Below are 13,016 nucleotides of genomic sequence, written 5' to 3' on the forward strand. Positions count from 1 at the left end.
CCTGGCCTTCCCTTGGCCTTTCTCTGGCCTAGGCCGGCACCGGCACCCGCTGCGCCAGCGGCTCCAGCAAAGTCTCCAGCGCCACCGGGTCCTCCCATTCCAGCTTCACCGTCAGCACCGTCACGCGGCTGCGGAAGGCGGGGGGGATGCGCACATAGTCCTTGCGCGTCGTCACCGGGATGGCGCGCAGCGCCTCGGCCTGCTCCAGCAGCTCGCGCAGGTCGCCGGCGTCGAAGGGATAGTGATCGGCATAGGAGACGCGGCCGGCGAGCACGGCGCCCGCCTCCTGCAGCGTGGTGAAGAACTTGCGCGGGTTGGCGATGCCGCAGAAGGCGAAGACCGGCTGGCCGGTCAGCAGCTCCGCCTCCGGCCCCGGCACCAGCCGGGCGCGCAGCACCGTCATCTCGGGCGGGAGCTGGGCCAGCGCCTCCGTCTCGTCCTCGCCGATCAGCACGGCGGCGCGGCAGCGCGCGGCGGCGGCGCGCACCGGCTCGCGCAGCGGCCCGGCGGGGATGATGCGGCCATTGCCGAATCCGTAATTGCCGTCGATGACCAGCAGCGAGAGGTCCTTCTCCAGCCCCGGATTCTGCAGCCCGTCATCCATGATGATGGCCTGGGCGCCGGCCGCCACGGCGGCGCGGCCGCCGGCCTCGCGGTTGGCGGCCACCCAGGTGGGGCGGGTGGCGGCCAGCAGCAGCGCCTCGTCGCCCACCGCCTGGCTGTCGTGGAGGGCGGGGTCCACCATCAGGGGGCCCTTCACCCGGCCGCCATAGCCGCGCGTCAGGAACACGCCGCCGACGCCGCGATTGGCCAGGCGCTGGCCGAGGTCGAGCGCCACGGTGGTCTTGCCGGCGCCGCCGGCGGTGGCGTTGCCGCAGCAGATGACGGGCACGGGCGCCTGCCAGCCCGTGCGGGCCACGCGGCGCGCGGTGGCGGCCGCGTAGATCGCGGCGATGGGGGACAGCAGCAGGGGCGCGATTCCCCCGCTGCCCCCGCTCCAGAAGCCGGGGGCACGCATTCGGCTCGAACCTGTCCTTCTCCCTAGGCCCCGCGCGCGGCCGGCGGACCGCCGGCGTCGATGGGCAAGATCTCCAGGATCGCCGCGGCCAACCTTCCCGGCAGGTGGGACGCATCGGCGGCAACCATCGCCGCGGCGCGGGTCAGGGACTGCGCGCGGCCCGGCGTGGATAGCACGTCTGTCACCGCCTCGGCCAGCGTGGCGCCATCCGCCACCCGGATGGCGCCGCCGGCGGCCTCCAGTGCGCCGGCCAGCGCCTCCACATGCTCGGTGTGCGGGCCGAACAGGATGGGGCAGCCGAGCCGCGCCGGCTCCAGCGGATTGTGCCCGCCCTTGGGCACCAGCGAGGCGCCGATGAAGGCCACCCCCGCCAGGCGGAAGAACAGCCCCAGCTCGCCCAGCGTGTCCGCCACATGCACCTGGCAGCCGGGGCCGGGCTGGCCGCCCGCGGCGCGCCGGCTGACGGCCGCCTCGCCCACGGTGCCGGCGGCCAGCGCCGCCACCTCGGCGCCGCGCTCGGGGTGGCGGGGCGCGATGATGGTGAGCAGCTCCGGCAGGCCGGCGCGGGCGAGGCCCGCCGCCTCCAGCACCACCGCCTCCTCGCCCGGCTGGGTGCTGGCGGCGAGGAAGACCGGCCGCCCGCCGAGGAGCGCGCGCAGCCGCCGGAACTCCGCCGGATCGGCCGGCAGCGGCTCGGCGGCGGCCTTCAGGTTGCCCCAGGACTGCACCGCGCCGGCACCGAGCGCGCGCAGCCGCGCCGCATCCTCCTCCGTCTGGGTGAAGATGAGGCGGAAGCGGGAGAGGATCTCGCGCGCGAGGCCGGGCGCCCAGCGCCACATCCGCGCCGAGCGGGGCGACATGCGGGCATTGACCAGCACCGCCGGGATGCCGCGCCGCGCCAGCGCCGCCGTCATGTTCGGCCACAGCTCGCTCTCGACGAAGATCGCCCCGTCCGGCCGCCAGCCATCGAGGAAGGCCTCCGCCCAGCGCGGCACGTCGAGCGGCACGAAGCGGTGCGTCACCCGCCCGGCCATGTCGGGCGGCAGGCGCTGCGCCAGCAGGGTGGCGGCGGTGACGGTGCCGGTGGTGACGAGCAGCCGCAGCGCCGGCCGGCGTTCCATCAGCGCCGCCATCAGCGGCAGCAGCGAGAGGGATTCGCCGACGCTGGCCGCGTGCAGCCAGAGCAGCGGCCCCTCCGGCCGCTCCGCCCCGGCGCCGCGCCGCTCCGCCAGCCGCTCGGGGATCTCCTTGCCGCGGCCGGCGCGCAGCCGCAGCCAGAAGGGCAGCAACGGCGCCAGCCCGGTGCCGGCCCAGTGCGTGACGGCCCCGCCGAGGCTCATGCGGCTAGAGCGCCCGGCTTTCGATGCCCGGCGGCAGGCGGCCTGCGGCCCAGGCATCGGCCATGTCGCAGGCCGCGCTCAGCGCCGCCTCGATGGCGGGCACCGCCGCCTGCGTGCCGTCGCGCGGGACATGCACGGGCGGGCCGCAGACCAGCACGGCGCGGCCGAAGGGCAGGGGCAGCATCATCCGGTCCCAGCTCGGCAGCAGCCGGTGGCGGGTGGCGGCGGCGGCGGCGGGCAGCACCGGCACCCCGGCGATGGCGGCGAGGCTGGCCACCCCGTCCGCCGCCTTGCGGCGCGGGCCGCGCGGGCCGTCGGGAGTGATCGCTACCGGGCTGCCCTCGCGCAGCACCTTGAGCAGGGCGCGCATGCCGCTGGCGCCGCCGCGCGAGGTCGAGCCATGCACCATCACCAGCCGGAAGCGGGAGACCACCTCGCCGATGAAGCGGCCATCCCGGTGCTGGGAGACCAGCACATGCGGCTGCCAGTCCTTCGCCTCGGGGAAGATGCGGTGCACGGCGGTCCAGAGCATCGGCATCATCGGCAGGCGCTCGTGCCAGAAGCCGACGATGGCGGGGCGGCCCTGCCCGGCGAGCGGCGCCATGTGCTCGTACCCCACCATCGTCCACCGCGTGGTGCGGTAGCAGAAGGCCAGGTAGGCGCTGAGCAGCCGCGCCAGGACGGCCTGGGTTGCGGGGTGGCGGATCAGCTTGCGGAGCATGGGGTGCGCGACATGTCGGGGAGCGCCCCTAGCACGGCTGGCCGCGCAGCGGAAATTCCCCGCGCATGACGCGCCGCAGCATGGCGGGCGTTGCCATGCCGCGCCACGCCGCTAGGCTGGCCCGGATGCCCCGCCCTGCCACCCTGGCGCGCCGCGCCGCGCCCTTCCTGCTCTGCCTGCTGCTGGCCGGGCTGGGGGGCGGCCTGTTCTTCCTGCTGGGCACGCCGCTGCCCTGGCTGCTGGGGGCGCTGAGCTTCGTCGCCGCCGGGCAGCTCATGGGGCTGCGGTTGCGCGCCTCGCGCCGGGCGCGCAATGCCGGGCTGCTGGTGGTGGGCTGCGCGCTGGGCCTGTTCTTCACGCCCGAGGCCGCACGGCACCTCGCCGAGCGCGCCTGGCTGGTGGTGGGCGCGGCGCTGCTGACGCTGGCCATCGGCGTCGCCCTCTCGCCGCTGCTGGCGCGGCTCGGGCGGATGGACCGCGCCAGCGCCCTGTTCGGCTCCATCCCCGGCGGGGTGGCGGAGATGAGCGTGCTGGGCGAGGCCTATGGCGCCCGCCCCACCACGGTGGCCATCGTGCAGCTGCTCCGCGTGGTGGGGGTGGTGGTGCTGGTGCCGAGCAGCTTCGCGCTGCTGGGCATTTCCGGGCACATCTCCTCCAGCTTCGTGGCGCGGCCGCTCTGGCTGCCGGGGCTGGCGCTGCTGCTGGCGCTGGGCGCGGCGATGACCTGGCTGCTGATCCGCCTGCGCGTGCGCAACGCCTGGCTGCTGGGCGGGCTGTTCGTCAGCCTCGGCCTCACCGCCGCGGGGCAGGCGCTGACCGGGGTGCCGGGCTGGGTCTCGGCCATCGCGCAGGTGGCGATGGGTGCGCAGCTCGGCGTGCAGTTCGAGCGCGCGGCCTTCCTGGGCGGCGGGCGGCTGCTGGGGGCGGCGGTGCTGCACGTGCTGCTGCTCACCGGCCTCTGCGCCCTGCTGGGCTGGCTGCTGGCGGCGCTGTTCGGGCTGGACCTGCCGACGCTGGTGCTGGCCACCGCGCCCGGCGGCGTGGCGGAGATGTCCATCACCGCCAAGACGCTGCTGCTGGACGTGCCGGTGGTGGTGGCCTTCCACCTCGTGCGCATCGCGCTGACGGCGATGCTGGTGCAGCCCTGCAGCGTGCTGCTGCGCCGCTGGGGGCTGCTCTAGAGCAGATCGCGAGCAGGCTGCCTCGCCTGATCGCGTGAAAATGCTCGCAAAAGGAATGATCTAGGGCCTTTTCCGTGAGCCAGCACGAACGGAAAAGGCTCTAGGGCTCAGCCACCCATCGGCAGCGGCGAGACGCCGAACAGCCAGCCATGCGCGTGCAGCAGTGCCGCCCAGGCCAGCAGCGCCAGGGCCGGCGCCAGCCAGCCGATCTCCCGCCAAGCCAGCCGGTTGCGCCCGGCGGCGATGGCACCGAAAGGCAGGATGGAGGTCTCCGCCGCCAGCCGCGCCCAGGCCCGGGGGTCGCGCCGGGCCAGCTTGGCGTCGATCGAGGGCATGCCGGCCAGGGCGGTGGCGCCCAGCGTGCCGAAGAAGACCAGGCTGGCGCTGTCGCCATTGCCCAGCATGTGCAGCAGCGCCCACAGCGCGAAGGACCACAGCATGGGGTGGCGGGTGACACGCTGGATGCCGCGCGCGCCCTGGGCCATCGCCGCCTCGCCGCCCACCGCCGTCGGGTTCGGCCGCAGCACGGAGGCGACGAAGAGCAGGAAGGCCGGCAGCATGCCGAGCACGATCAGCCAGCGCAGCCAGCCGGGCGCGAACCACAGGGGCGCCGTCCCGGCCGCGCGCCAGCCCTGCACCAGCAATGCCAGCGCCAGCACCGAGGCCAGCGAGAAGGCGGCGCGGAAGCCGCCCTCGCCGAGCCGCGCCGCCACCGCCCCGCGCCAGGGCCCGCCGGCGAGGCCGAGATGCAGGGCGAGCCAGAGCAGTGCGGCCAGGAGCAGGGGCAGCATGGCGGGACTCCTTTCGTCGGTCCGGGGCTTGCCAGGCAGGGGGGAGGGCCGGATGGTGACAGTGACAACATCAGAGGATAGTCTGTTGGCGATGTCAACATCGGCGCCGGATCCCTATCACCACGGCGATCTGCGCGCGGCCCTGCTGCGCGCCGCCGAGGCGATGCTGGCCGCGCAGGGGCCGCAGGACCTCTCGCTGCGGGCCGTGGCGCGGGCGGCGGGGGTTTCGCACAACGCGCCCTATCGCCACTTCGCCAGCCGCGAGGCGCTGCTGGCCGCGCTGGCGGCGGAAGGCTTCCGGCGGCTGGCCGCGGCGCTGGAGGGGGCGGGGGCAGGCATGGCGGCGCTCGGCCGCGCCTATCTCGGCTTCGCCGAGGCGAACCCGGCGCTCTACCGGCTGATGTTCGGCCAGGGGCCCTCGCGCGCGGCGCATCCCGCGCTGGCCGCCGCCGCCGATGCGGCCTTCGCACCCCTGGCGGCGCGCAGGCCGGACCGCGCCGCCGCGCTGCGCGCCTGGGCGCTGGTGCACGGCATCGCCCAGCTGCGCGCCGACGGCCACTGGCCGGAACCGGGCGCCGCCCTGGCCGAGGCGGTGCTGCGCGAGGAAGGCTGAGGCGGCGGCGCCCTCCTCAGGGCCTCCAGGCGCGGTGGTAGGGGTGGCCGGCGCGGATCGCCTGGGCGCGGTAGAGCTGCTCGGCCAACAGGCCGCGCACCAGGAAGTGCGGCCAGGTCATCGGGCCGAGCGAGAGGCGCTGCTCGGCCCGCGCCTGCACCGCGGGGTCCAGCCCCTCGGCGCCGCCGATGAGGAAGGCCAGCGGCCGGCCGCTGCCCTCCCAGCGTTCCAGCAGCGCGGCCAGGCCCTCGCTGTCCGGCATGTGGCCGCCGAGGTCGAGGGCGATGGCGAGCGTGGCCTCGGGCAGGGCGGCGAGCAGGGCCGCCCCCTCCCGGCGCCGCATCTCGGCCGCCGAGCCGCGCGCCTCGGGGATCTCCCGCACCTGCAGGGGCGGCCGCAGCCGCGCATTGTGCTGGGCGAAGAGATCCGCCTCCGGCCCCGGCTTCAGCCGCCCGACGGCGATGAGCAGGGGCGCGCGGCTCAGCCGCGGGCCTCCCCGTCATCCGGCTCGTCCGGCTCGTCGGCCTCGTCGGCGTCGAGGATGTCGTCATCCCCGAGCCCGTCCACCAGCTCGCCGGACTCCTCCTCCTCCTCGTCCTGCATCCACTCCGCCTCGGTGAGGGAGGGGATGGGCGCCTCCTCCGGCCCGGCCAGGGGGGCGTCGCCGGCGGGCGGGCTGTCGGGGCCCCACATCTTCTCCAGCCGGTAGTTGGCACGCGCCTCCGGCTTGAAGAGGTGCACGATCAGGTCGCCCGCATCGAGCAGCACCCAGTCCGGCGAGGTCTCCGTGCGGATGCGGCGGATGCCGTGCTCGGCCAGCGCCTTCTCCAGATGCGTGGCCATCGCCTGGATCTGCCGGTCGGCGAGGCCGGTGGCGACGATCATGCGGTCGGCGAAGGCGGCGCGGCTGGCGACGTCCAGCACCACCACATCCTCCGCCTTGTCGTCCTCCAGGCTCTTCACCGCGCTCTGCACGATCAGCTCGATCTGCGGCGGGCTGAGCTTGGTGCGCTTCGGCGGCTTGCGCGTCTTCACGGTGGCGGCAGGCTTCGCCTTGGGCTCGGCCTTCTTCGCCGGTGTCACGGCCTTGCTGGCGGTGGCGCGGGCGGTGTTGGCCTTGGGCGCGGCGGCGCGGGGTGCCCTGGCGGCGGGCGCGGCGCCGCGCGTGGTGCCCTTGGCCGCGCCGGTGCGCGTGGCGGGCCTGGCCGTGCGGCCGGTGGCAGCCTTGGGCGCGGCGGCGCGGGGCGCCTTGGCGGCGGGTGCGGCGCCGCGCGTGGCACCCTTGGCCGCGCCGGTGCGGGGAGCGGACCTGGCCGCGGCGTCGCGGGGCGCCCTGGCGGGGGGAGTGGCGCTGCGCGCGGTGCTCTTGGCCGCGCCGGTGCGTGAGGCGGGCTTGGCCGTGCGGCTGGTGGCAGCCTTGGGCGCGGTGTCGCGGGAAGGCTGGGCGGCGGCGCCGCGCGGGGCGGGCTTGGCCGCGCTGGTGCGCGTGGATGGCTTGGCCGCGCTGGCGCGCGCGGCAGGCTTGGCGGCGGCGCCGCGCGGGGTGGGCTTGGCCGCGCTGGCGCGGGCGGGCTTCGCCGCGGCCGTGCCGGAGCGGGCCGGCCTGTCGGCCGCCTTGGCCGGGGCGGGCTTGCGGGTGGCGCCCTTGGCGGCGGGGCGGCTGGTGCTGCCGGTGCGCGAGGCCGTGCCGGTCTTGCGGCGGGTCTCGTCCGGGCTCTTCGGGGTGCGGGCTATGGCGGCCTCCTGTCGTGCTTTATCGCGTCTTGTAGGGCGTGGCCCCCATCGGGGGCCAGCAATCCGTCCGTCGGGAGGGCTGTCAGCCCGTCCCTGTGATGTCGTGGCCGGCGCGGCGGAGGGCCGTCGCGCTGGCGGGGTGTTCGCGGGCCGGCACCAGGCTCCAGCCCGCATGCGGATGGCCGCCCGGCGCCAGCAGCGCCCCTGGCAGCCGGCGGTGCCGCCGCAGCGTGCTGGCGGCGGCGCCGCGCAGCGCCCGGTCCGTCCAGCCCGGTCGCGGCAGCACCGCGATCGGCGTCCGCGCCGCCAGGGCGCGCCAGCGCCGCCAGCGCGGCAACTGCCAGAGATTGTCCGCGCCGATGATCCAGACGAAGCGCACACGCGGGAACAACCGTTGCAGCCGGGCCAGGGTTCGCGCGCTGTAGCGCTGGCCGATCGCCGCCTCCAGCCCGGTGGCGACGACCCGCACCCCGTCGGCGATGGCCTCGGCCGAGGCCAGCCGCCGCGTGAAGGGCGCCATACCGGCGCGCGGCTTCAGCGGGTTGCCGGGCGAGACCAGCAGCCACACCTGGTCCAGCCGCAGCGCGCGGCGCGCCTGCTCGGCCACGTGGCGGTGGCCGTCATGCGCCGGGTTGAAGCTGCCGCCCAGCAGGCCGATGCGCCGCCGCCGCCCGTCGCCATGCGGCCCCGGCGCGGCGAGGCCGGCGGGAGAGGGAAGCCGGTTCAGGGCCGGGTCTGCCCTGTGCCCAGCACCTGGTAGCGGTAGGTGCAGAGCTGCTCCAGCCCGACCGGCCCGCGCGCATGCATCCGCCCCGTGGCGATGCCGATCTCGGCGCCGAAGCCGAACTCGCCGCCGTCGCAGAACTGGGTGGAGGCGTTCCAGAGGCCGACGGCGGAGTCGAGGCCGTCGAGGAACCGGGTGGCCACCGCCGCATCCTCGGTGATGATGGCCTCGGTGTGCTCGCTGCCATGCCGGCGGATATGCGCCAGCGCGTCCTCCACCCCGTCCACCACGGCGATGGAGAGGATGGCGTCCAGCCACTCGGTGCCGAAATCGGCCTCGGTGGCGGGTGGCAGGCCGGGGAGGATGGCGCGGGCGCGCTCATCGGCGCGGAAGTCGCAGCCCAGCGCGCGTAGGTCTTCCACCAGCAGCGGCAGCAGGGCAGGGGCGATGGCGGCGTCGATCAGCAGTGTCTCGGTGGCGCCGCAGACGCCGGTGCGGCGCATCTTGGCATTGGCCAGCACGGCGCGCGCCATGGCGGGGTCGGCGGCGGCGTGGATGTAGGTGTGGTTCAGCCCCTCGGCATGGGCCAGCACCGGCACCCGCGCCTCCTGCATCACCCGCGTCACCAGCCCCTTGCCGCCGCGCGGGATGATGAGGTCGATCAGCCCCGCCGCGCCGAGCATGGCGCCGACGAAGGCGCGGTCCTGGGTGGGGGCCATCTGCACCGTGGCCTCGGGCAGCCCGGCCGAGCGCAGCCCCTCCACGATGCAGGCATGGATGGCGGCGGCCGAGCGCGCGCCCTCGCTGCCGCCGCGCAGCAGCACCGCCGAGCCGGCCTTCAGGCAGAGCCCGGCGGCATCGGCCGTCACGTTCGGGCGGCTCTCGTAGATCATGCCGATGACGCCGAGCGGCTGCGCCACGCGGCGGATGACGAGGCCGTTGGGGCGCGTCCACTCGGCCAGCACGCGGCCCGCCGGGTCGGGCAGGGCGGCGATCTCCTCCAGCCCCTGGGCCATGGCCTCCACCCGCGCCGGGTTCAGCGTCAGCCGGTCGCGGAAGGAACTGGCGAGGTCGGGCGCGGCGGCGAGGTCGGCGGCGTTGGCGGCCAGGATGTCTGTCAGTCGGGCGCGCAGGGCGGCGGCGGCGGCGCGCAGCGCCGCGTCCTTCGACGGTCGGTCCGCCCGCGCCAGCCGGGTGGCGGCCGCGCGGGCCGCCTGGGCGACAGGGAGGATCGGGTTCGTCATCGCGTCCACGGTCATGCGTTCCTTGGGGCTCGGAAGGCCAGGGGAGAAGGAATTCTCCCCCGGACCCCCTCATCTTTTTTCTGTCAGAGAAGGACCAGGTCGTCGCGGTGGATGATCTCGTCCCGCCCGCGCCAGCCCAGGATGGCCTCGATCTCCTCCGAGCGGCGCCCGGCGATCTGGCGGGCCGCCTCGGCGTCATAGGCCGAGAGGCCGCGCGCCAGCTCGGCGCCGGCCTCGTCGCGCACCGAGAGCGGGTCGCCACGGCCGAACTCGCCCTCCACGCCGCGCACTCCGGCCGGCAGCAGCGAGGAGCCGGCGCGCAGCGCACGCGCCGCCCCCGCATCGACCCGCAGCACGCCAAGCGGCGCCAGGCTACCGGCGATCCACTGCTTGCGCGCCGAGCGCCCCTCCGGCGCAGGCAGGAACCAGGAGCAGCGCGCCCCTTCCTCCAGCGCGCGCAGCGGGTTGTCCCGCTTGCCCAGCGCGATGGCCATGGCGCAGCCCGCGCCATTGGCGATGCGCGCCGCGATCAGTTTGGTGCGCATGCCGCCCGAGGAATAGCCCGGCGGCGGCTCGCCCCCCATGGCCATGATCTCGTCCGTCACGCGCTCCACCACGGGCAGGTGGCGGGCGGCGGGGTCGTTGCGCGGGTCGGCGGTGTAGAGGCCGTCGATGTCGGAGAGCAGCACCAGCGCGTCGGCATGGATCATCTCGGCGACGCGGGCGGCGAGGCGGTCATTGTCGCCGAAGCGGATCTCGGCGGTGGCCACCGTGTCGTTCTCGTTGATGACGGGGACGCAGCCGAGGTCGAGCAGCGTGCCGAGCGTGGCGCGGGCGTTGAGGTAGCGGCGGCGGTCCTCGCTGTCCTCCAGCGTCAGCAGCAGCTGCGCGGCGTTCAGCCCGTGCTGCGAGAGGGCGGCCTGCCAGGCGCCGGCCAGGCGGATCTGCCCCACCGCGGCGGCGGCCTGCTTCTCCTCGAGGCGCAGCTTCCGCCGCGTCAAGCCCAGTGCCCGGCGGGCCAGCGCGATGGCGCCGGAGGAGACCAGCACCACCTCGACCCCGCGCGCGCGCAGCGCCGCCACATCGGCCGCGACGGAGGCGATCCAGCCCTCGCGCGGCGCCGCCGTCGCCTCGTCCACCACCAGGGCGGAGCCGATCTTGACGACAACGCGGCGGGCGGTGGCGAGGGAGGGAATCATCCGGGCTGGTTCTCGCGGTGGCGGTAGATGGTGTCGGCCAGGGCGCGCAGGGTCTCGGGCACGCCCTCCTGGGTGGCGCCGCTGATCAGCCGCACGGGGCGGCCGGTGGCGCGCTCCAGCGCCTTCACGCGGCTGGCGCGGGCCTGCGGCGTCATGGCGTCGGTCTTGTTCAGCGCGATGATCTCGGGCTTCTCCGAGAGGCCGCCGCCATAGCCCTCCAGCTCGGCGCGCACCGTCTCGTAGGCGCGCACGGGGTCGGGCTGGCTGCCGTCGATCAGGTGCAGCAGCACGGCGCAGCGCTCGACATGGCCGAGGAAGCGGGTACCGAGCCCGGCGCCCTCATGCGCGCCCTCGATCAGGCCGGGGATGTCGGCCAGCACGAATTCCTCGGTGGCGTTCAGCCGCACCACGCCGAGCTGCGGCGTCAGCGTGGTGAAGGGATAGTCGGCGATCTTGGGCCGCGCCGCGCTGGCCACCGAGAGGAAGGTGGACTTGCCGGCATTGGGCAGGCCGACCAGCCCCGCATCGGCGATCAGCTTCAGCCGCAGCCAGAGCCAGCGCTCCTCGCCGGGGTAGCCCTTGTCGGCGCGGCGGGGGGCGCGGTTGGTGCTGGTCTTGAAGTGCGCGTTGCCATGGCCGCCATCGCCGCCCACGCAGATGGTGGCGCGCTGGCCGGCGACGGTCAGGTCGGCCAGCACCGTCTCCTTGTCCTCGTCGAGCACGACGGTGCCGACCGGCACCTTCAGCACCACATCCTCGGAGCCCGCGCCGGTGCGGTCGGAGCCCGCGCCGTTGCCGCCCTTGCGGGCCTTGAAGTGCTGGGCGTAGCGGTAGTCGATGAGGGTGTTCAGGCCGGGCACGGCCTCGACGATGATGTCGCCGCCCTTGCCGCCATTGCCGCCATCGGGGCCGCCGAACTCGATGTACTTCTCGCGGCGGAAGGCGATGACGCCATCGCCGCCGTCACCGGCCTTCACCCAGATCTTGGCTTCGTCGAGGAATTTCATGGGGAGGTGGTCCGGGGGAGGGAATGCGGTCTTGCAACGAAAAACGGGGGCCTTGCGGCCCCCGTTCGCGGTCTATCCGGCTCGCGGAGGCGCGCGTGTTACTCGGCGGCCTGCGGCAGCGGCTCGACGGAGACGTGGACGCGGCCCTCGGCGCGGCGGGTGAACTTCACCTTGCCCTCGATGGCGGCGTGGATCGAGTGGGTGCGGCCGACGAGCACGTTGGTGCCCGGGACCATCTTCGTGCCGCGCTGGGTGACGATGATGTTGCCGGCCAGCACGTGCTCGCCGCCGAACTTCTTCACGCCAAGCCGCTTACCAGCAGAGTCGCGCCCGTTGCGGGAGGAGCCGCCGGCCTTTTTGTGCGCCATGGTTGGTGTCTCCTAAGACTGTCTGTTCAGGCCGCAGCGATGCCGGCGATGCGCAGCACGGTCTGGTGCTGGCGGTGGCCGTTCTTGCGGCGGCTGTTCTGCCGGCGGCGCTTCTTGAAGATGATGACCTTGTCACCGCGCTTGTGCTCGACAACCGTGGCGGTGACGCTGGCGCCGGCCACGATGGGCGCGCCGATCGTCAGCCCGGCCTCGCCGGAGATGGCCAGGACATCCTGGAAGGTGATGGTCTGGCCGGGTTCGGCCTCCAGCTTCTCGACGATCAGCACGGCGTCCGGGGTGACGCGGTACTGCTTGCCGCCGGTGCGGATCACTGCGTAGGTCATGGGGCGCCCTGAAAAAGCTCTGCCGTACTGGCCTGATCTGAAACGATGGTCGGCCGAGAAACGGCCATCGGCGCGACACGAGGCCTCGCCGGGAGGAGGGGCGTATAGCCCCGGGGGGTCGGGGGAGTCAACGCGGCGGGGCGGATTCGACGAATTTCCCCGCAAGTCTGCGTTGCGTCCGGCGTGAAGCCCCTCTATACCCCGCCCGCCTGACGACCGAGGCGCCGCGGAGAGGTGGCAGAGTGGTCGATCGCGTCGGTCTCGAAAACCGAAGTACCTGCAAGGGTACCGTGGGTTCGAATCCCACCCTCTCCGCCATTCCCCCCCCGCCAGCATCTCTCGCCTTGCCGGCCTCCGACTGCGCCCATCCTCTTCCGGGCCTGCGTGCGAGCGCAGAGGGAAGGGTGAAGCCGGACAGGCGGGGCCATGGATATGCTTATCCCTCCGCCCTCTTACCTATTGTTACCGACGCGCCGCGCTCCCCGCCGTAACATCCTCGCGGATCATCAGCGCGAGATGCCATGCCACGCTTTCGATGCCTCGCCCTCCTGCTGCTCCTCGGCGGCTGCGCCGCCTCGGGAGAGCTGGAGATGACGGAGGAGCCGGACCGGGACGGCATCCTGGTCGGCGGGGAGACCGATCCCTGGCGGTACCGGCCCTACCGCGGGCAGGACGATGCCGCGCTCCTGCCCTATGTGCGCTACAGCCGGCCCTTCTGAGCGGCGCGGCGCC

General features: G+C 74.7%; 15 protein-coding genes and 1 tRNA gene. 4 read left to right on the plus strand and 12 right to left on the minus strand.

All coding sequences use genetic code 11. From position 1 onward, the window contains the following. Positions 1-28: 28 nt before the first annotated feature. The 3 genes from lpxK to CR165_RS09110 are packed head-to-tail and all read right to left on the minus strand — an operon-like array spanning position 29 to position 3,079. A complete protein-coding gene (lpxK, locus tag CR165_RS09100) occupies positions 29-1,018 on the minus strand; it encodes a tetraacyldisaccharide 4'-kinase (RefSeq protein ID WP_109516650.1) in 990 nt (329 codons plus the stop codon). Between the two features lie 23 nt (positions 1,019-1,041). Beyond that, entirely contained in the window at positions 1,042-2,358 is a 1,317-nt protein-coding gene (locus CR165_RS09105; RefSeq protein WP_109516651.1) for a 3-deoxy-D-manno-octulosonic acid transferase, read from the minus strand. 4 nt (positions 2,359-2,362) lie between these two features. After that, positions 2,363-3,079: a lysophospholipid acyltransferase family protein gene (locus CR165_RS09110; RefSeq protein ID WP_109516652.1), complete on the minus strand. Its 717-nt coding sequence runs from the start codon at positions 3,077-3,079 to the stop codon at positions 2,363-2,365. A 65-nt stretch (positions 3,080-3,144) separates the two neighbouring features. Here CR165_RS09110 and CR165_RS09115 point away from each other — a divergent pair, with 65 nt between their 5' ends. Continuing rightward, positions 3,145-4,260: an AbrB family transcriptional regulator gene (locus CR165_RS09115; RefSeq protein WP_109516653.1), complete on the plus strand. Its 1,116-nt coding sequence runs from the start codon at positions 3,145-3,147 to the stop codon at positions 4,258-4,260. 107 nt (positions 4,261-4,367) lie between these two features. On the opposite strand, the gene CR165_RS09120 is transcribed toward CR165_RS09115, so the two are convergent. Further along, positions 4,368-5,051, minus strand: coding sequence for an NnrU family protein (locus CR165_RS09120; RefSeq protein ID WP_109516654.1), 684 nt, complete (start codon positions 5,049-5,051; stop codon positions 4,368-4,370). Between the two features lie 91 nt (positions 5,052-5,142). Here CR165_RS09120 and CR165_RS09125 point away from each other — a divergent pair, with 91 nt between their 5' ends. Then, entirely contained in the window at positions 5,143-5,664 is a 522-nt protein-coding gene (locus CR165_RS09125; RefSeq protein ID WP_109516655.1) for a TetR/AcrR family transcriptional regulator, read from the plus strand. Positions 5,665-5,680: 16 nt separating this feature from the next. Here the strand turns inward: CR165_RS09125 and CR165_RS09130 are convergent, their stop codons facing one another. From CR165_RS09130 to rplU, 8 genes are all read right to left on the minus strand, one after another. Beyond that, the gene (locus tag CR165_RS09130; RefSeq protein WP_109516656.1) at positions 5,681-6,133 is read right to left on the minus strand and encodes a 23S rRNA (pseudouridine(1915)-N(3))-methyltransferase RlmH; all 453 of its coding nucleotides are present in this window, start codon (positions 6,131-6,133) and stop codon (positions 5,681-5,683) included. 11 nt (positions 6,134-6,144) lie between these two features. After that, complete coding sequence (gene rsfS, locus CR165_RS26225; protein WP_109516657.1) at positions 6,145-7,572, minus strand: ribosome silencing factor; 1,428 nt, start codon at positions 7,570-7,572, stop codon at positions 6,145-6,147. Beyond that, entirely contained in the window at positions 7,481-8,125 is a 645-nt protein-coding gene (locus CR165_RS09140; protein ID WP_109516737.1) for a nicotinate-nucleotide adenylyltransferase, read from the minus strand. Before CR165_RS09140 ends, rsfS begins: the two co-directional genes overlap by 92 nt. After that, on the minus strand, positions 8,122-9,366 hold the full coding sequence (locus CR165_RS09145; RefSeq protein WP_245906290.1) for a glutamate-5-semialdehyde dehydrogenase: 1,245 nt from the start codon (positions 9,364-9,366) through the stop codon (positions 8,122-8,124). Before CR165_RS09145 ends, CR165_RS09140 begins: the two co-directional genes overlap by 4 nt. Before the next feature lie 83 nt (positions 9,367-9,449). Further along, positions 9,450-10,565 carry a glutamate 5-kinase gene (proB, locus tag CR165_RS09150; protein ID WP_109516659.1) on the minus strand — a complete coding sequence of 372 codons (1,116 nt, stop codon included), beginning with the start codon at positions 10,563-10,565 and terminating at the stop codon, positions 9,450-9,452. Then, entirely contained in the window at positions 10,562-11,572 is a 1,011-nt protein-coding gene (gene obgE, locus CR165_RS09155) for a GTPase ObgE (protein WP_109516660.1), read from the minus strand. The genes proB and obgE overlap by 4 nt, the downstream gene beginning before the upstream one ends. Positions 11,573-11,670: 98 nt before the next feature. Then, positions 11,671-11,940 (minus strand): 50S ribosomal protein L27, encoded by a 270-nt coding sequence (gene rpmA / locus CR165_RS09160; RefSeq protein WP_109516661.1) that lies wholly within the window; start codon positions 11,938-11,940, stop codon positions 11,671-11,673. A gap of 26 nt (positions 11,941-11,966) precedes the next feature. Further along, entirely contained in the window at positions 11,967-12,284 is a 318-nt protein-coding gene (gene rplU / locus CR165_RS09165; protein ID WP_109516662.1) for a 50S ribosomal protein L21, read from the minus strand. Positions 12,285-12,512: 228 nt separating this feature from the next. On the opposite strand from rplU, the gene CR165_RS09170 reads away from it, so the two are divergent. Continuing rightward, positions 12,513-12,602, plus strand: a tRNA-Ser gene (locus tag CR165_RS09170). A 203-nt stretch (positions 12,603-12,805) separates the two neighbouring features. Continuing rightward, positions 12,806-13,003: a hypothetical protein gene (locus CR165_RS24455; RefSeq protein ID WP_146201861.1), complete on the plus strand. Its 198-nt coding sequence runs from the start codon at positions 12,806-12,808 to the stop codon at positions 13,001-13,003. The last annotated feature ends 13 nt before the right edge of the window (positions 13,004-13,016 follow it).

It is taken from the genome of Teichococcus aestuarii (assembly GCF_003116135.1).
Classification (GTDB): domain Bacteria; phylum Pseudomonadota; class Alphaproteobacteria; order Acetobacterales; family Acetobacteraceae; genus Pseudoroseomonas; species Pseudoroseomonas aestuarii.